Source organism: Enterocloster sp. OA13 (assembly GCF_022440595.1).
Taxonomy (GTDB): Bacteria; Bacillota; Clostridia; order Lachnospirales; family Lachnospiraceae; genus Enterocloster; species Enterocloster hominis.
In genome coordinates, this window is record NZ_JAKNTF010000001.1 from 1,438,124 (window position 1) to 1,456,869 (window position 18,746).

Annotated in this window: 17 protein-coding genes, 1 tRNA gene and 1 pseudogene; 11 read left to right on the top strand and 8 right to left on the bottom strand. The window is 49.8% G+C overall.

Features of this window, described 5'->3' with window-relative positions; all coding sequences use genetic code 11:
• Positions 1-11: 11 nt before the first annotated feature.
• Genes MCJ35_RS06340 through MCJ35_RS06360 form a run of 5 tightly spaced genes read right to left on the bottom strand, consistent with a single transcriptional unit; the run spans position 12 to position 5,502 of the window.
• Positions 12-941 carry a C39 family peptidase gene (locus tag MCJ35_RS06340; RefSeq protein ID WP_240299405.1) on the bottom strand — a complete coding sequence of 310 codons (930 nt, stop codon included), beginning with the start codon at positions 939-941 and terminating at the stop codon, positions 12-14.
• 20 nt (positions 942-961) lie between these two features.
• Positions 962-2,017: a protein-glutamate methylesterase/protein-glutamine glutaminase gene (locus MCJ35_RS06345; RefSeq protein ID WP_025482414.1), complete on the bottom strand. Its 1,056-nt coding sequence runs from the start codon at positions 2,015-2,017 to the stop codon at positions 962-964.
• Positions 2,018-2,056: 39 nt separating this feature from the next.
• Positions 2,057-2,872, bottom strand: coding sequence for a CheR family methyltransferase (locus MCJ35_RS06350; protein ID WP_025482413.1), 816 nt, complete (start codon positions 2,870-2,872; stop codon positions 2,057-2,059).
• A gap of 29 nt (positions 2,873-2,901) precedes the next feature.
• A complete protein-coding gene (locus MCJ35_RS06355) occupies positions 2,902-3,381 on the bottom strand; it encodes a chemotaxis protein CheW (protein ID WP_025482412.1) in 480 nt (159 codons plus the stop codon).
• 18 nt (positions 3,382-3,399) lie between these two features.
• Positions 3,400-5,502 carry a chemotaxis protein CheA gene (locus tag MCJ35_RS06360; RefSeq protein ID WP_240299406.1) on the bottom strand — a complete coding sequence of 701 codons (2,103 nt, stop codon included), beginning with the start codon at positions 5,500-5,502 and terminating at the stop codon, positions 3,400-3,402.
• Between the two features lie 181 nt (positions 5,503-5,683).
• On the opposite strand from MCJ35_RS06360, the gene MCJ35_RS06365 reads away from it, so the two are divergent.
• From MCJ35_RS06365 to feoB, 6 genes are all read left to right on the top strand, one after another.
• Positions 5,684-6,568, top strand: a complete 885-nt coding sequence (locus tag MCJ35_RS06365; RefSeq protein ID WP_025482411.1) for a hypothetical protein — start codon at positions 5,684-5,686, stop codon at positions 6,566-6,568.
• 25 nt (positions 6,569-6,593) lie between these two features.
• On the top strand, positions 6,594-6,785 hold the full coding sequence (locus MCJ35_RS06370) for a YjfB family protein (RefSeq protein WP_025482410.1): 192 nt from the start codon (positions 6,594-6,596) through the stop codon (positions 6,783-6,785).
• A gap of 21 nt (positions 6,786-6,806) precedes the next feature.
• On the top strand, positions 6,807-8,579 hold the full coding sequence (locus tag MCJ35_RS06375) for a methyl-accepting chemotaxis protein (protein ID WP_025482409.1): 1,773 nt from the start codon (positions 6,807-6,809) through the stop codon (positions 8,577-8,579).
• A gap of 154 nt (positions 8,580-8,733) precedes the next feature.
• Positions 8,734-10,704, top strand: a complete 1,971-nt coding sequence (locus MCJ35_RS06380) for a methyl-accepting chemotaxis protein (protein ID WP_025482408.1) — start codon at positions 8,734-8,736, stop codon at positions 10,702-10,704.
• Positions 10,705-10,871: 167 nt separating this feature from the next.
• The gene (locus tag MCJ35_RS06385; protein ID WP_008726071.1) at positions 10,872-11,108 is read left to right on the top strand and encodes a FeoA family protein; all 237 of its coding nucleotides are present in this window, start codon (positions 10,872-10,874) and stop codon (positions 11,106-11,108) included.
• Entirely contained in the window at positions 11,105-13,255 is a 2,151-nt protein-coding gene (gene feoB, locus MCJ35_RS06390; protein WP_025482407.1) for a ferrous iron transport protein B, read from the top strand. The genes MCJ35_RS06385 and feoB overlap by 4 nt, the downstream gene beginning before the upstream one ends.
• Here the strand turns inward: feoB and MCJ35_RS31970 are convergent.
• The gene (locus MCJ35_RS31970) at positions 13,140-13,379 is read right to left on the bottom strand and encodes a DUF6783 domain-containing protein (RefSeq protein WP_353656112.1); all 240 of its coding nucleotides are present in this window, start codon (positions 13,377-13,379) and stop codon (positions 13,140-13,142) included. The genes feoB and MCJ35_RS31970 overlap by 116 nt on opposite strands.
• On the opposite strand from MCJ35_RS31970, the pseudogene MCJ35_RS31975 reads away from it, so the two are divergent.
• Positions 13,338-13,457 (top strand): annotated as a pseudogene (locus MCJ35_RS31975) (DUF6783 domain-containing protein); the annotation flags it as partial. The gene MCJ35_RS31970 and the pseudogene MCJ35_RS31975 overlap by 42 nt on opposite strands.
• Positions 13,458-13,590: 133 nt before the next feature.
• On the opposite strand, the gene MCJ35_RS06395 reads toward MCJ35_RS31975, so the two are convergent.
• Positions 13,591-14,550 (bottom strand): DUF5688 family protein, encoded by a 960-nt coding sequence (locus tag MCJ35_RS06395; RefSeq protein ID WP_025482406.1) that lies wholly within the window; start codon positions 14,548-14,550, stop codon positions 13,591-13,593.
• 310 nt (positions 14,551-14,860) lie between these two features.
• Between MCJ35_RS06395 and MCJ35_RS06400 the strand changes: the two genes are divergently transcribed.
• From MCJ35_RS06400 to MCJ35_RS06410, 3 genes are all read left to right on the top strand, one after another.
• Positions 14,861-15,688: a threonine/serine exporter family protein gene (locus MCJ35_RS06400; protein ID WP_240299408.1), complete on the top strand. Its 828-nt coding sequence runs from the start codon at positions 14,861-14,863 to the stop codon at positions 15,686-15,688.
• Positions 15,689-15,786: 98 nt separating this feature from the next.
• Entirely contained in the window at positions 15,787-16,245 is a 459-nt protein-coding gene (locus MCJ35_RS06405) for a threonine/serine exporter family protein (RefSeq protein WP_034576023.1), read from the top strand.
• Between the two features lie 45 nt (positions 16,246-16,290).
• A tRNA-Arg gene (locus tag MCJ35_RS06410) sits at positions 16,291-16,362 on the top strand.
• Between the two features lie 191 nt (positions 16,363-16,553).
• Here MCJ35_RS06410 and MCJ35_RS06415 read toward each other — a convergent pair.
• Positions 16,554-17,246, bottom strand: coding sequence for a GntR family transcriptional regulator (locus MCJ35_RS06415; protein ID WP_008726061.1), 693 nt, complete (start codon positions 17,244-17,246; stop codon positions 16,554-16,556).
• Positions 17,247-17,672: 426 nt separating this feature from the next.
• Here MCJ35_RS06415 and MCJ35_RS06420 point away from each other — a divergent pair, with 426 nt between their 5' ends.
• Entirely contained in the window at positions 17,673-18,734 is a 1,062-nt protein-coding gene (locus MCJ35_RS06420; protein ID WP_025482405.1) for a sugar ABC transporter substrate-binding protein, read from the top strand.
• Positions 18,735-18,746: the final 12 nt, after the last annotated feature.

Genomic DNA, 18,746 nt, shown 5'->3' on the forward strand with positions numbered 1-18,746 from the left:
ACTGCACGGAGTCACCCATTATCTTCCGCCCCCTGCCCAACCGCCCACAGGGGCGCGCCGTTGTCATGACACTGTTTCAGTTCCGACATAAGCTGGACTAACTTCCATTCTTTTGTACTGTTCTCATAGCTGTTGGGATCCGCTATGCGTACATTCCCATTGTTCAGGTACTCTGTAATCAGGATAAAATGCCCGTTATCCGTAAGGGCCCCCTTTCCCATAAGCGCAATCAGGATATGTCCGCTGTCCAGCAGTCCGGCTGCATTGCCAACGGTCCGGTGCTGTACGCTCTCTACGTGGATTCCATGGGCTGATAAGGAATCCTGTATCAGATTATGGTAGGAACCGCCCTGGGGAGCGTAACAGCCATTGTCAGCAGCCCATTCAGCGGCTGATACAGGCGTGGTGGGGGTGGATGAGAAGCTGTTGATTATCATGGCAACGGCAGTGGGGCCGCAGCCATATTTCTTCATGGGGTCCTGGCCGCCGTACAGATAATCCCCCCATCTGGCGTCGGCCTGGTTGTAGTAAAGCATGGGCCCCATGGCAGTGTTGAGCATGACGGTGTAGGTGGCTTCCTTTTGTTCCGGCTCCTTATCCAAGGACAGGTCATCCAGACTTCCCAGTTCCTGCGACGGTTCCAGGTAGGGGATGGACGGGGTGTCAGGTTCGGACAATCCATTATCATCCTGCTCTAATCCGCCCGTTCTGGCCTGCGCGGCGGAACGGGAAGTATCGGATACCAGGCCGTCGGATACAGGGGCAGATGCCTGGCCGGATATGTTCCGGTACAGGCGGCCCGCCTTTTTAAGCGCAGAAGGCCCCACATAGAAAGAAAGGCTGGATGTCATGATCAGGGATGATATAAGGATACCGGATTGGATCCAGGATGCGTAAGAAGGCTTTTCCTTTCTGGCTTTTACATTTTTTCTTTTTTTCATATCTTTGTAAATGGCCCGTCTCAGGGCCTGGATAGTCTGTTCACGACCAGCTGCGGAATGGACTGCAGGGGCGACTGGACACAGACTGCCCCAATTTTGTACGCCTCCATGGGCATTCCATATACGACGCAGGTCTCCCTGTCCTGACCGATGGTATAGGCCCCATTCTTACGCATGCGCAGAAGGCCGGCAGCTCCGTCAGCCCCCATACCGGTCAGCAGGATGCCGATAGCTTTATTCCTGACAGTTTGGGAAACAGAGTCAAACAGTACGTCCACGGAAGGACAATGTCCATTGACCTTTTCGCCGGCACTGCACTGGACGGCATAACCTGTCCCCATGCGGACCAGGCGCATCTGCTGGCCTCCCGGTGCCAGAAGGGCCAGTCCGGGATGAAGCCGGTCCCCGCCTTTTGCTTCCCGGACCTCAAGATTACACAGCCGGTTCAGGCGTTCGGCGTACATGGCCGTGAATCCCGGGGGCATGTGCTGGGTTATGACAATGCCAGGCATATTCTGGGGAAACTGCTTTAAGACTTCCAGTATTGCCTCGGTGCCTCCCGTGGATGCGCCTATGGCGATGACGGTCCCATTGTCTGATTCCGGTTTGAATTGTGACATTACCTTGCCTGATATACGGCGGCTGGAAGTGGCCGGGGCTGTCTGGGATGGGGGAATGCGGATCTTGGACTGGGAAGCCACAATCAGTTTGGAAATAAGCATGGATAGGAATGCATCTTTACTTATATGGCTGTTCATGTCCGGCTTCCGGACAAAGTCAACCGCACCGGCCGCCAGGGCATCAAACACCTTTATGTTGAGGGAGGATACCAGTATGACCGGGAGCGGATGCCTGGGCAGCAGCTCTTTTAAAAAATCAAGACCTGACATTCCCGGCATTTCGATATCCAAGGTCAGGACGTCAGGTTTGAGGACAGGTATTTTCTTACTGGCATCAAAGGCATCTGTCGCATATCCTATGATTTCCAGATGTTCATCCTTTGAGAGCTGGGTAATCAGCCAATTTCTATATACTGCTGAGTCATCAATGATCATCAGCCGGATTTTACGTTCCATATCATTTCCTTCTTTCTGGTAATTCAGTGTAAATAACCGTTACCGTGCCTTGCGGTAAATGGCAGGCATCAGGTATTGGTAGGGGCATTCTGTCTTGTTAAGGCTTTCTGAATGCCCGATAAAGAGATAGCCGCCCGGTACGGTTGAGTTATAAAAACGCCGGACCAGGCCGACTTTGGTGGGCTGGTCAAAGTATATCATCACGTTCCGGCAGAAGATTAAGTCAAAAGGCCTTCTGAAACGGATTGGGTCCATCAGGTTAAATGTCTTGAATATGACGTTCTGCTTAATGGCCGGGGCAATGCAGTATGAGCCGTCCCCTGATTTGACAAAATACTTCTGTTTCCAGGATTCCGGTACACGGGCCAGGCTTTCCTCCTGATAGACCGGATTTTGGGCTGTGTCCAGTATCTGCTGCGATATATCCGTAGCCAGGACACGGGTATCCCAGCATGAGGCCTGGGAACCGAAAAATTCCTTCAGATACATGGAAATCGTGTAAGGCTCCTCACCGGAGGAGCAGCCCGCGCTCCAGATGGAAAGGACCCGGTCCTGTTCATGGGCCTTGGCAAGATTGGGAAGGACCGTATCCTTAAGATACTTAAAATGGGCCTCTTCCCGCATGAAATATGTATAATTCGTAGTCAGCTTATTAAGCATGCTGGTTACCATATCTCGGTTCTGGCCGGATATGATTTCATCCACATAAGGTTTAAAACTGGTGTAACCATTGGCTGTAAGCATGTTTGAGAGGCGGCTCACAATGAGCTGCCTCTTTTTTTCAAGGTCAATGCCGTAATTTTTTTTGATATAGGTGTAAAGCCTGTGAAAATCTTCATCACTTAAAGTTAACATAGTTGGACTCCTGTGGGATATCTTGGCAATTAATACTGGTAGCTGGCCAGCGCGTGGCAGTCAAAGGACATCAGAACGCTGCCGTCTTCTATATTTATCATGCCGTCCAGTAGCTTCTGCTGCCGTTTTACAGGAATAGGCCGTACATTCTGGAAATTGATGTCCATTACCTGACGGACGGAATCTACCACAATACCCAGGGAAGTGGAATCCACGTTGAGGACAACGATACATGTCTTATTGGTATACTCCACCTCTGGCTTGCCCATACAGAGACGTATATCAACTACAGGAAGAATCTGTCCCCGCAGATTTATGATTCCCTTAATGAAGGAGGGGACCAATGGAAGAGGGGTGATGGCATAAGCGTTTATGATCTCAATTACATATTTTGTACTGAGGAACAGGACAAGACCACCTGAATCAAAGGTAAGGCAGCGCTCCACTGAATGGTTCATATCCTCGTTTTCCTGTTCCTGTCCAATCTGGATTTCGATTTGTTCTGACATAATTCATCCCTCCGCGTGTTATATGTTTTCAATGGCAGCAGCATGCAGGCTGAGTATATCAAGTATTATGCTGATATTTCCGTCACCCAGGATGGTGCATCCGGTTATGCCGTAATTTTTAAGTTCAAAGCTGTTTAAATAGGTTGGCAGCGGTTTGACCACCACCTGCTGCTCGCCTATCAGGTCATCCACAAACAGGCAGTAGGAGCGGTCGCTGGCCTCTACCCAAAGAAGGATGCCCTCTTCCATGGAAGTGACCTCCGTATCCAGACGGTAGAAGTTATGCAGCCGGATAATTGGATAAAAGCTGCCCATGCGTTCCACCATCTCGTTGCCGTACTCATCAAGGATGACCTGTTCTGCCCTGACCTTGAAGGATTGGCGGATATTCGCGATGGGAATGGTGAAAATGGAATTTCCCACCGTCACCTTCATGCCGTCCACGATGGCAAGGGTGAGAGGAATCTTCATGGTCATCGTGGTGCCTGCCCCATCTTCACTTGAGATGGACACAGTGCCGCCCACGGATTCCACATTCTTTTTAACCACATCCATGCCGACGCCGCGGCCGGAGTATTCCGTTACGGCCTGATTGGTGGAAAATCCGGGAAGCATGATGAGACTTAAAGCTTCCTTGCGGGTATACTCACTTTCCGGTTTGGTCAGCAGGCCTCTTTCCTTGGCCTTGGCCAGGAGCTTGTGCGGGTCCATGCCGTACCCGTCGTCTGACACGGATATGACCACTTCGCTGCTGGTGTGGGAAGCGGACAGGACGATTTCCCCCTGTGGGTCCTTGCCTGCCGAGATACGCTCCTCTTTTGTTTCCTCTATGCCGTGGTCCATGCTGTTGCGGACAATATGCATGATGGGATCCTGGATGCTGTCCACTATGGTTTTATCCACTTCCGTATCTTCACCGATGATCTTAAGACGGACATCCTTGCCAAGCTTCTGGTTCATGTCCCGGACAATCCGGTTCATCTTTTGGAACACGCCGGATATGGGTACCATGCGCAGGGACATGGCAATATCCTGCAGATCATCCGTAAGCTTACGCAGCTGCCGGCCGGATTTCATGAAGTTGTCAAAGCTGTCCCTGGGAAGGAGATTCAGCTCGGGTGATGAGGTGACCATGGACTCCGTTATGACAATCTCACCCACTATATCCATCAGGCTGTCTAATTTCATCAGGTTCACACTGATCAGATTTTGTTTTACCGGAGCGTAATTTGTCTGCGGGGTGCTGCCCTGGGCAAAAGAACCCGAGGTGGTCTGCGCGGAAGCAGAGGCTAAGGGCGCTTTGCCTTCCTGTCCAGGGACGGTTGCCTCCTGATTCTTCCCTTCATCAGGAGAAGAGGACACCTCAAGCAATTCATAAGAACGGATATGGTTCTGTGATTTGATGATATCCTCGGCCTGGACAGCAGTTTCGCGGTTGCTGAAGGTCAGGAAAAATCCTTCCTCTACAATCGTCTGGCAGGTATCCGGGTTACTGTCCATATCTGCAGGGTAATAATTGAAGTCCAGTTCACATTCCTTTAGGGAATTAGCTATCATATAGGCACGGAGGTTTTCCATACCCACTCCCTCTTCCAGGAAGATGTGGAGATAGCACACCGCATCTGAATCCGCAGGAAGGGGCCTGCTGCCTGTTTTTTCCGTCCCGTTTTTGGCGTCAGATGGGGAAATGCCGGATCCGTTGGTTTCAGGGTTACTGATTTCCTTCAAAAAAACATTGATTTCAAGAGCAAAAGAATCCAGATTATCTGACAGGGGGGCGCCTTGTTCCACCTTTTCCACCTCACTTCTCAGAAAATCCTCTGACCGGAACATAAGATTGAAAAGTTCTTTTTTCTGTTCCTGGTTCAGGGATTCTATCCCTTTGTCACGGATATAGAAGAATAAATCCTCGATATGATGCGCGATGACGGAGAGGGAACCGAATTCCATCATGGCAGATGACCCTTTGATGGTATGCATAATACGGAAGATTTCATTCACATCATCGGATGAAAATTCCCCACTTTTTTCGTCTGCAACAAGCATCTCATCTAACTGGTCTAATAGGGAATTGGTTTCATACAGATACGTATCAAGCATACTTTCCATACCATTATCCATTGTGCTTACACCGCCTTTTTTATATTTAATCATAATAAAACCATAATTATTTAATCGGCACAAAAGATAAAAGCATAAGGGAAAACTGTACAGCTTTGAAATTATATTAAAATGTTGTTATATTGTGGGGCAAAATGCCGATATACATATTATGGAATTATTGAGAAAGGCGGAAAAAGTCATGCGGGAATATATGAAACAGCAGATGAGGGACATGCTGGCTACCCTGGGAAGGGCAGAAGCAATCCTGGATTCCAGGACAAAGAAAAAGGAAGCCGGGGATATTGCCCAGCTGCTTGAAGATATGCAGGCATCAGCCATGGCAATCGGCACAGCCATCGAACAGGTGGAGGGGGATGGCACACAGACCGTGAGGTTTCTGGAGGAGTACTGTGAACTCCTCTGGCAGTACATGGTGGAAGAGGACCTAAAGGCGCGGTTCTGCAAGGGAAGACAGCTGGCAGGCAAGCGGGGGGAGATATGCACCAGTCTGGAGCATGAGTTTGAAACACGTCTGGAAATTGTTTTCCTCGTGTGCAGGAGCCAGGTATGGAAGCAGATGGAACGTTTCTATCATCTTATGGAAGAAAAGGCGGACTGCTGGGTACTTACTGCATCTTATAAGGAAGTGACTGACCTGGAGGAAGGGACCGTGATGCATGATGAATCAGGACTCATACCCGGGGCGGTCAGGCCCATGGGATTTGGGCAGTATGACATCCGGGAAAGGAAACCGGATATGGTGTTTATAGACGGCCCTTATGCACAGCAGGGCCAGTTGGGAATCCAGCCGGATTATGATTTCATGGAAGTCAGGGAGAACGCGGGAATCGTGCTGTACATGCCCTGTTATGAGGCCGACAGCCAGGCAGAGGAGGCCCACTGTCTGATACCACAGGCCGTATGTTCCGATATCATCCTGGTCCCCTCGGGAAGGATAAATGAAATATATGTGAATGCCATGAACCGTCTGGATAATGGACAGGACATGATAAAGAAAATTTATGTATTGGATACGCAGGACGTGGATAGGGCGCTTTCAGATGTGCTGAATAAAAAGAAATGAATCAACGGAAAGGAGATATGGAAGAGTGGACTTACTGACTGGAATTGCATTGGCCAGCATTGACCTTAAGGGTTCCCGTCTCATGACGGATATGAATGTGACAATGTTAGGAAAGACTTTGGATACGGCCCGCCAGCAGGGACAGGCCTTACAGCAGATGATGGAATCATCTTCTCCGCCAATGGGGAGCCAGCGTCTGTTAGACGTATATGCATAGTATAGGAGATAGGGAATGAATATGAGGAATCTTAATATTGCTAAAAAGCTTACGGTTGTATTTGCAATCATCATTGTATGTTTCTGCATTGCCGTGGTTGCCATAACTTTGGGAATGAACAGCGTGGGAAACAGTTATGAAAGCTTTTATGAGAACAGCCATGAAGCCATCGTACGGTCTTCTAATATACAGAACCAGCTTCAGACAGCCATCAAGAACGTTTCATTAGCCACAGTGGATTCGGATGCAAATAATACAAAGGCTTATGTGACAGAAACAGAAAACAGCATGAACATGGTGAAAACAGAGCTGGAATGGTTTCAGGGTAATTATGATGGGGATTTAACCCTTTTAAACAAGTTTGAGTCCAGGATGAATGAGATTAAGGATTTAAGGAACAGGATATCATCCCTGGCAATGGAAAACACGGCCTTGTCAAATGCATCGGCACAGGAGCTGTTGACAGAAGAATATAATCCAAAGGTGAATGAGGCTGTTGAAGATTTAAAAAGTTTCTCGGATTCAGTGGATGTCTTGGGGGAACAGGATTATAACAGTTCCATCCGTATTCAGAAATTGCTTCTTGTTGTGGCCATCTTGCTTTCAGTGGCAGCTATTGTCATTGCAATCGTTCTGGCCCTTATGCTGATCCGTGCGATTGTGCCGCCCATTAAGGAGATACAGAAGGGCATGGAGGAGATAGAAGACGGAAACCTGGAAATCCGCCTGCAATACCAGTCAAGGGATGAATTGGGACAGCTGTCAGACAGCGTCCGCGGTATGGTGGATTCCCTGAAAACCATTATCCATGATGAGGATTATCTTTTTGCAGAGATGGGAAATGGGAATTTTAATGTCCAGACCCGTGCAGAAGATAAATATGTGGGTAATTTCACCTCCATCCTTACCTCCATCGTGAAGCTGAGGGATAATCTCAACCGCACACTCATGCAGATTAACCAGTCAGCGGACCAGGTATCATCCGGTTCAGACCAGGTATCATCGGGAGCCCAGGCCCTGTCCCAGGGAGCCACGGAACAGGCTTCCTCTATTGAAGAACTGGCGGCGTCTGTCAATGAGATATCTTCCCAGGTAAAGCAGAATGCGGATAACGCGCGGAATGCCAGCAGCCGGGTCAATGAAGTGGGAAGTGAAGCAGCTGAGAGTAACCGGAGGATGCAGGACATGCTGGCAGCCATGGCGGAAATCAGCAGCCGTTCCAGTGAAATCGGGAAAATCATTAAGACCATCGAGGATATTGCATTCCAGACCAATATCCTGGCACTTAATGCGGCGGTGGAGGCTGCCAGGGCAGGCGAGGCAGGAAAGGGATTCGCGGTGGTGGCGGATGAAGTCAGGAATCTGGCAAGCAAAAGTGCGGAAGCATCCAAGAATACGGCTGCTTTGATTGAAGGCTCCCTTAAGGCAGTGCAGAATGGAACGAAGATTGCAGATGATACAGCCATGTCACTGAATGCGGTGGTGACCGGTGTACAGGATGTGACGGGAACCATTAATGAGATATCAGACGCATCGGAGGCCCAGGCCAGGTCCATTTCCCAGGTGACCCTGGGGATTGATCAGATATCCAGTGTAATCCAGACCAACTCCGCAACAGCGGAGGAAAGCGCGGCGGCCAGCGAGGAATTATCAGGCCAGGCCCAACTCCTTAAGGATTTGGTCAGCCAGTTCCGGCTTAAGCCTTCCGGCGGTCCGGAGCATGAGGCATACGCCGAGCCGTACGAAGCAGGCAGGCAGGAAATCCCTGGGGCTGTGTGCAGTGATAAATATTAAAGTATGAAAATAGGAACGTGACTTACTGTACCCATGCCGGTTCCATGCAGGAAATCAGCATGGGTTTCTTTACCTTATTATTTTTGTAAATAAGCCGATAAAGAGATTATAAGGTATTAGGAATGAAAATATGACAGATTAAAGGAGTGGGACAATGAAGAGTATCCGTATGAAAATTGTAACAAACATGTTCGTTGCCATACTGGTTTCACTGGTTGCCGTAGGCGGCGTAAGCGCATGGCTTAATTACAGCAGTACGATTGATACGTTGAGACTGACCATGTCCGAGACAGCAGAGACGGCTGCGGAACGTGTTGAAAAGGAATTGAAGGCATATAAAAATATTGCATCCATCACAGGATGCATTCCTGTGCTTTCGGACCGCACGGCAACGGTACAGGAAAAAAGGGCGGTCATTGACCAGCAGGTATCGGCACATGGACTTCAAAGAGGCAATATAATTGGTTTGGATGGAATCAGCCTTTTGGACGGCAATGACTATTCTGACCGGGCGTACGTGAAGTCTGCAATGAAGGGCGGGACTGCGGTGTCGGAGCCGCTGATTAGCAAGATAACAGGTGAACTGAGTATCATGGTATCTGCCCCTATCTGGGAAGGAGGTGTGCCTGGAAGCAGGATTGTAGGAGTGGTATATTTTGTCCCAAATGAGTCATTTTTAAATGATATAGTGTCCTCGCTTCAGATCAGTCCTAATGGCAGTGCCTATATCCTTAATAATGCCGGTTATACGATTGCACATAAAAATATAGATAATGTAAAAAAACGGGAAAATACACAGGAAGATGCAAGGACAGATAAGAAACTGAAAGGCCTGGCGGCCCTGGAAGTGCGCATGACATTGGGGCAGTCTGGCTTTGGGCGTTATGAGTATGGAGGAAGCAAAAAGTTCCTGGCCTTTGCACCTATATCGGACACGGAGGGCTGGAGTCTTGCCATCAATGCGCCGGTTGGGGATTTTGTCCAGTCCACCATCAACGGAGTCATCTTTACAATTATACTCATGGTGGTTTTTCTGGCCGTATCCGCTTTTATGTCATTCAGGCTTGCAGGGCAAATCGGGCAGCCGGTTAAGGACTGCGCCAACCGGCTCAGGCTTCTGGCGGAAGGGGACCTGGATACGCCGGTCCAGGAGATACATACCGGGGATGAGACACAGATATTGGCTGATTCGGCCAGGACGCTTGTTCAGGGATTTGGTCGTATGATTCAGGATATGGATGAAATGCTGGCAGAGATGTCCAGAGGAAACCTGGCTGTGGATTCTAAATGTGAGGAAGTTTATGTTGGAGGATACAGAGGACTTCTGGACTCTGCCAGAAAACTGAGCATACAGTTAAGTGATACCCTGCGCCAGATTAACCAGTCAGCGGAGCAGGTGTCAGCGGGAGCGGAACAGGTATCAGCCGGAGCCCAGGCCCTGTCCCAAGGGGCGACGGAACAGGCAAGCGCCATAGAGGAACTGGCTGCTGCGATTACCGATATCTCTGGGAAGGTCAAAGCAACCGCCGACAGCGCCGGAAACGTCCATATCCAAAGCAGTGAAACAGGAAGTGAAGTGGAACAGTGCAATGAGAAGATGACTGAGCTGGTAAATGCAGTGAGGGATATAGGTGAAAGCTCTTCACAGATTGGAAAGATTATAAAAACCATCGAGGATATTGCTTTCCAGACCAATATACTGGCTCTGAATGCAGCAGTGGAAGCCGCCAGGGCAGGCACGGCAGGCAAAGGATTTGCAGTGGTTGCGGATGAAGTCCGGAATTTAGCAAGCAAAAGCGCGGAAGCATCAAAAAGTACTTCTGTCCTGATAGAGGGGTCTGTCCGTTCCATGGAAAAAGGAATGAAAATAGCGGATGAGACAGCAGCATCCCTGCAGAAGGCAGTGGTTTCTACTGAAAATACGGTAAAGGCAGTGGATCAGATAACGGATGCTGCGACAGAACAGTCCCTGGCCATTTCCCAGGTGACCCTGGGCATTGATCAGATATCCAGCGTGGTCCAGACCAACTCTGCAACAGCAGAAGAAAGTGCGGCAGCCAGTGAGGAGCTGTCCAGCCAGGCGGTAATCCTTAAGGAACTGGTAGAACAGTTTATAACCAGATAGGTGGCTGGACCATGGTTTTGTATGATTGAGGTGTCAAGGGCCTGTGCCCAAGACACTTCTTTTTAAATATATAGTTTGTTGCAACAAACTCTTCTTATTGACAATTTTTCCTATTAAGCATACAATGAATATGGTTTTAAGGATATTACAGGAGGATACGGGTCAGTATGCAGAGGAAACTGAATGAGTGCGAAATCGGCGGCCGGTACGTGGTGGCAGGGGTACAGGTGGATGAGGGCATTACCAGGAGATTGGAGGCCCTTGGGGTCAACGAAGGTACTCCTGTGAATATATTGAATAAGAAGGGCAGTGGAAGCGTCATTATTAAGGTCAGGGGCACCAGGCTGGCTTTGGGACGCCGTCTGTCAGAGGGAATTACAGTCAGGGAGGAACATGCATCATGAATGGGCAGGCCAGAGCAGCAGGAAAAGATTCATATGGCAGCATAACCCTGGGGACAGGGGGTGGATCCATGGATAGGGAATCACATGCCGGTAAGCCGGAGGAAAGGAAAAACAGTATGCCGGATCCGGTGCATAAGGACCGTAAGGAAAGCACACGGCCTATTACGGTCGGTTTCGTGGGAAATCCTAACTGTGGAAAGACCACCTTATTTAACGCGTTTACCGGAGCCAAGCTAAAAGTGGCCAACTGGCCAGGTGTTACCGTGGAACGGGTGGAAGGGGAGACCAGCTATAAGGGCAGGCCCATTAAAGTCATTGACCTTCCCGGCATTTACAGCCTCACCTCCTATACGATAGAAGAAAAGGTAACCAGGAAATGTATTGAGGATGGGGAAGTGGATGTCATCATCAATGTGGTGGATGCCTCCTCCCTTGAGAGGAACCTGTATCTTACCATGCAGCTCATTGAACTGAAGAAACCGGTCATACTGGCCCTTAACATGATGGATATCGTGGAAGAGCGTGGCATGGAGATAGACATGCACCGCCTGCCTGAGATGCTGGGGGAAATCCCGGTGGTTCCGGTGTCTGCCAGAAAGCGGACCGGTCTGGATGTGCTGATGCATGCAGTGGTGCACCATTATGAAGAGGGGCCACAGGGTGTGGTGGTCCATTACAGCGAAGAGGTGGAAGGAAGGATTTCACAGATTGAAACCGCCCTCAGGGAAAAGTACGGTGAGATGGATAACATGCGCTGGCATGCCATCAAGTTCCTGGAATTTGATGAGGTAGTGATAAGCGACCATCCGCTGGATCATGTGGAACGGATCCTGCCCAGGAATTATGAGAAACAGATCATCAATGAAAAATATGATTACATAGAGGAAGTAATTGAGGAATGCCTGTTTAATAAGAATGAGAAGGCGGCCACCACGGACAGGGTGGACCAGTTCATGACCCATCCTGTCTGGGGGATTCCCATCTTCCTGGGAATCATGGCGCTGGTGTTTTTCCTTACATTTACGGTGGGCGATTTCCTGAAGGAATATTTCCAGATGGGGCTGGATGTGATTTCGGAATCCGTGCTTGCCCTGCTCACCAATGTGCATGCGGCCCAGTGGCTTACCTCCCTGATCCTGGATGGGATCATTGCCGGGGTAGGCGGAATCCTTACATTCCTGCCGAATATCTTCATCCTGTTCCTGGCCCTGGCTTTTCTGGAGGACAGCGGCTATATGGCCAGGGTGGCCTATGTGATGAATGAGACCATGGGCATGGTGGGATTGTCCGGCAAGGCGTTCCTGCCCATGCTTTTGGGGTTCGGATGTACGGTTCCGGCTGTAATGGCTACCCGTGCACTGGAGAGTGTGAAGGACCGGCGCAGGACAATCCTCATAACTCCGTTTATGTCATGTTCTGCCAGGCTTCCGATTTATGTACTGTTTGCAGAAATGTTTTTCCCGGACAAAGCGCTTCTGGTTGCATACTCCCTGTATATCATAGGACTCTGCATAGCTATCCTGGTGGCATTCATCGCCCATATGCATGAGAAGCACGACAGTGCGCAGAATGCCCTTCTGATTGAACTGCCGGAGTATAAAACCCCAAACAGCAGGACGGTTGCCATCTATGTTTGGGACAAGGTAAAAGACTATCTGAGCAAAGCCGGGACCACCATATTCATCGCATCCATTGTGCTGTGGTTTGTCCTGAACCTGGGACCAGCCGGATTTGTATCAGATGTGTCGGACAGCTTTGCGGCAATCATCGGGCATGTCCTTGTGCCGGTGTTGAGACCGGCCGGCCTGGGGATATGGCAGGTGGCGGTGGCGCTTATCTCAGGCCTTTCCGCCAAGGAAGTGGTGGTGTCCAGCTTCAGTGTGCTCTATGGAATCAGCAATATTAACTCCGGGGCAGGCATGGCTGAACTTTCCGCCAGCATGTCCATGGCCGGGTTTGGCGGCGTGAACGCATATGCGCTCATGATTTTCTGCCTGCTGTATTCCCCGTGTATCGCAGCGGTAGCAACCATTAAAAAGGAAACCGGATCCTGGAGATGGACAATCGGCATGGTGGTGTTCCAGCTGGTGGTCGCATGGCTGGCAGCCGTGGTGGTGTTCCAGGCAGGGAGCCTGCTGTTCGGGTAGGTTTGCGCATCCTAGGGTGTGTTTGAAAATTGCTTTCCGTCAGCTGTGCGTCCCACTTTGTGGGAGATTTGGTCCCGATGAGGGAGGCGTAGCGGGCTACGTTGACCGAATTGGGACCAAATATACCGCGAAGTGGGGCGTGCAGATGGCGGGAATGAATTTTCAAACACACCCTAGTACAGCATTGCATAAGTTCCGGTGAATATAGCACCCGCTATTTCCGCCAGTGCCGCGTTGCCGAAACTAGTCGTAGGGTCCACTACGCCGTCGTTTCGGCGCCTTGCCCTGACAGAAATATCAGGCACTCTATTCACCGAAACTTGCGCAACGCTGTACTAGCAGATGGGAATGGCGCTGCTGGATGCCAGGGTAAGGGATTGTTCCTGTCTTGAATAGAAATATACCTGATTGGAAAGACGGTCCTCTTTGGGAACCTCTGTCTGATTGATGTGGGCCACAAGCCTGCTCATCTCATTGCAGGAAATATCGCCGTCATCAGGAAGAAGAAGGACTTCGTGGATGCTGGATGGAAGGATGATGATATCCTTTTCCATGCTGTCCGCGAAGTTTTTCAGCACTTCGGGGTAAAGGATGCAGGCAGCCCCATTAATTCCGGATGTGTTGCTCAGGACATAGAAAGGAGCGGATGCGTCGGGGTCAGGAAGCCCATAATCCACTGGGTTCCCGTTAGAAGGCTGGGAAGCGGATTCCTGTTCCATGGCCTGGGAAAGGTCTTCGATGATCCGTGCCATGCTGGATATGACGGGAGGAAACAGCTTCGGCGTGTTGGCAAGGGCTGTTTCCTTCAGCTCTGCCAGGGAAATGTTCCAGATGTCCAGGTGTATATTGTGGATGGTGGCGGTCATGAGTCCGCTGTCATCCTCATGGAGGCACAGATAAAAGACCAGGGCCAGGTCCATCCAGGGAATATGGGGAATGTCCGTTAAAAGCGCCTGGTTAGAATCTGCATGAATCAGCCTGCAGGCAATATGGGGCCTGATTTCCTCGAAGCATGCAAGCCTGTCATAGTCCACATCAGGCGGCGTCTGGTTGGCCTGGTACAGGGCTATGAGTTCCGACACGATATCCGCCATGGGACGTCCGGCCTGATGCTGGAGATAGCAGGGATTCAGGTAAATGGCGGGTGCCACGTGGCCGCCGTCCTTGGCAATACACAGGCCATCCAGCATCAGGCCGTTGTTCTTGGGAACCCTGCGCAGCGTAAGGTCATATCCCTTTCCTAAAGCATGTTCCATGTGTTCTTTTACTTCATTGAGAAATGTTTCGTATTCCACGAAAATACCCCCTTGGTTTTTTATTTATGATAACTGTTATACAGTTCCATATCATCTGTAATGGGATTGTAAGGGGAGGTCCGGAAAAAAATAGACATGCCGCCTTAGAATACACAAGATAAAAATGAATATGAGAATGGAAAGATAGTATTCAAAAGAATTGCATTCAGCTTAATCCATACAGGGGATTTTGTCAAGAGTGGGGAGGGGGATTTTATGAATTATTTACATTTACCTTCCATAAATGAAATTGACGAAATGACGGGCGGCTGTTATACTCAAACCTGGAGCGGGATGTGGCGGTTCAGATATGTCCCGGAGTCAGATACTTTTTGGGATTGCGGGTAAAATCATGGGAAATGAAGAACATCTGCTGGCCAGGACCGCGTTGCTGGCCGGGGAAATCATGCTTGTAAGCGGTGCTGAGATAGCCAGGATTGAGGATACAATCCATCATATATTGGGCTGCTGTCCTGACAGGAAGGCGCAGACCATGGTGTTCAGCACGGGGATATTTGTGAGTCTGGAGGACAGCGGCGGTGAGGCCATCACCTTAGTGCGCCGGGTGAATGAGCGTTCCACTAACCTGGGAAGGATATATCTTGTCAATGAGGTATCCAGGAAACTCTGCAGTCAGGCCATGACCCCTTTGGTAGCATATGAGGAGCTGGAGGAAATCAGGGCAAGAAGCCAGTATAAAAAATGGCTCAAGGCGCTGAGCTATATGTTCATTGCATTTTTCTTCGGAATGGTGTTAAAGGGCAGCATGGTGGACTGTGTTGCGGCTGCGGTGACAGGCGGCGTGCTGGGATTTGTCGTATACATGGCTTCCAGAATCCGTCTGAATGACTTCTGCACCAATGTGCTGGGAGCCTTCTCACTGGGCACGGCGGCGCTGGCGCTGAACCGGTGGCTGTTCACTGGAAGCAGTACGGATATAGTCATCATCAGCGCGGTCATGCCCCTGGTGCCCGGCGTGATATTCACCACGGCGGTAAGGGATACGCTGAATGGGGATTACTCTTCCGGCGCCGCAAGGATGCTGGAAGCCATTGTGACGGCGCTGGCAGTGGCGGCAGGAGTGGGGGCCAGTATGGCGCTGTTCCACCAGCTGACAGGAGGCGGGACCGTATGGTAGGGGAAATGATGATGTGTGCACAGATGGGAATACAGAACATGGGAGTTCAGGCCGTGGAGGGACAGGCCTTGGGTGTACAGGCCCTGGGTGTACAGGTCATGGGAATACAGGGAGCTGGGATACCGGGAACCGCCATACAGGTGGCCGGAGCATTCATGGCAGTACTCAGTTTTGGTCTGGTACTGGACCTGCCGCAAAAGTATCTGGGGTGGTCCGGGATTACAGGAGGCGTCTGCTGGCTGGTGTACATTCTTGTGAAGGCAGGCAGCGGATCCCTGGTATTCGGGGCATTCATGTCCGGCCTGGCAGTGGCGCTGATGTCCCATGTCCTGGCCAGGATACTGAGGGCGCCGGTAACCGTAATCCTGATACCCGGCATATTGCCCCTGGTTCCGGGGACGTCCATTTATAACTGGGTATATCATATTATACGCAGCAGCCGGGAGCAGTCCATGTACTATCTTATTGAGACGATACAGATTGCCGGAGCCATTGCCATGGCTGTGTTTCTGATGGATTCCATGTTCAAGATGGTGGGGAACAGGAAGAAAGTGTAAAAAGGACTTGAAGTTTTTGGAGAAATATAGTATCATAATGGAGATGCGTCTGTAGCTCAGTGGATAGAGCAGTGGCCTCCGGAGCCGCGTGCGGAGGTTCGATTCCTCTCAGACGCATTTTTGATTGCGCAGATTATGGGTGTATGGGATTTTCATATCGGATATCATTTCATAAGATGATATAAAATGCCGCAGTGTGCCGGGATTCATTCCTGCATACTGCGGCATTTGGCATATAACGGCTGTCCGTTGTCGTGGGCCGGTCCGGTGGGAAGCGGGTACATGCCGTGCCGTTCACCTGTAATGATTCACAGCTGTGCCAGCTGGTTTTTATAGGTCAGGGACGGGGAATCCATGTAGGTCTGGATGCTGCAGAAATAATCCAGGGCCGCCTTGCGGCAGTTCTCAACATGGCTGCGCATCAGGCCGATTGCACGTTCCGTGTCCTTGTCCAGCAGGCAGTTGAGGATATCCAGGTGTTCCAGACGGGCGTCATGGATCTGTACCTGGTTCTGCTTGCTGGAAATGATGACACGGGTGTTCTCATCAAATATACGGTGCATCATATCGATGATATAGCGGTTGCCGCAGTGTTCGATGATGAACAGATGCATGGCAGTGTCCAGGCGGAAACCGTTCTGGATATCAGGGGCATCCCCTTCGAATTTGCCGCAGAAGGCCAGCAGCTCCTGGCGGGGAAGATGGGGCGCTGCCAGGCGCACGGCAATCGGCTCAATCTCAATTCTTGTCTGAAAAATCTGAAGCACATCGTTTAAAGATATATCTGTGACGTAAATCCCCTTTTTAGGCATGATCTTCACAAATCCTTCCATCTCCAGACGGCTGATGGCCTCACGCACAGGCGTACGGCTGGCACCCAGGTCAGCTGCCAGCTGTGCTTCGTTCAACAGGGTCCCGGGAGGATAGATACAGTTGACCAGACGCTCCTTTAATATACAATATGTGTGATTTTTTAAGTCCTTATTGGCGGTTTTTGACATAATAAAATCTCCTTGTAGTATACAACTGATTATAATTATAGGCTATGCAGATAAAAAAATCAATAAATAAGTTTAAAAACATACTATAAAATCAATGCTTTTATAAAGTATACAAAATATCTTCAAAAAAGTAATTGGATATATTGCATAAAAATAAAAGTCAAATTGTGTAGAAAGTGTATATTGAAAATGAAAAACGCATGTTGTATACTACAGACATGACTAATAAATGCAACGAGGTGGGAACGGAAAGAAAAACAACACCGCGTGGCAGGGCAACATTACAAGGCGGGGCAACACCGCTGGACAAAGCAACATCATTAAGGCAAAGCAACATCATTAAGGTAAAGCAACATCATTAAGGCAAAGCAACATCATAAGGCAAAGCAACATCAGAAAACAAAGCTACAGTAAGGAGAGTATGATATGAAGAAAAAATTATTAGCAGCAGCAATGATCGCAGCCATGTCAGTATTTATGTTAGCCGGTTGTTCCGGTGAGGGAGGAAGGCAGGAGCAGACGGCCCCGGCCACCACAGCCGCACCCCAGGGAAGCGATGCAGCGGCCCAGACTGAGAAGAAGAGCAATAAGATGGTGAAGGATCCTTATAAGGATGACATTAAGCTTGCATACGTTGCACACGATATCGGGACACCTGTAAACCAGGCATGGCTGGAAGGCATTGAGCGGGAGTGTGCTTACTATGACAATATAACGGTCCAGGGCTTTGACGCTAAGAGCAGTGCGGAAGAGCAGGTTAAAATCATGTCGGAAATCATTACACAGAAGTATGATGCAATCATCCTTCAGGCAAGCGATAACTCAGCCCTTGCAGCATCTGTAACAGAAGCAGAGGAAGCAGGAATCCCTGTCATCACCATCAATATGGACGTGGATTCAGTCCATTCAGCCCTTGTACAGATGGTGGACTACGACGCAGGCCGTCTGGCGGCAGAAGAGATTGCAAAGGAACTGGACGGGACAGGCAAGATTGTAATCATCCAGGGCCTTCCCGGAATCATCCGTACAGATAACCTGGAAAAAGGATTCCGTGATACAATCGGCCAGTATTCAGGCATTGAGATCATCGGTTCCCAGGCAGCCAACTTTGAGAAGGAAACAGCCATGAGTGTGATGAACAGCTTCATGCAGGCCAATGACAAGATTGACGGTGTATTTGCAATCAACGATGCCATGGCAGAGGGCGCTGCCCTTGCAGCTGAGTCAGCCAACCGTCTGGATGGAATGGTAATCTGGGGCGCTGACGGTGAGAAGGACGCTCTTGCAATGATTGAAAGCGGACAGCTGACAGGCACCATTTATACCAACTGCTGGGATGAAGGTTCCACTGCTGCCAAGGTCGCGCTTCTCATGATTGGTTCGGAATACAGCTATGACGTGCTGTCCAAGACCCCGGTCATCAACATGGAGCCGGTTGTGGTCACTAAAGATACGGTAGTCCAGATCCTTCCGGAGGACCGCTGGTAATAGAAACATTGG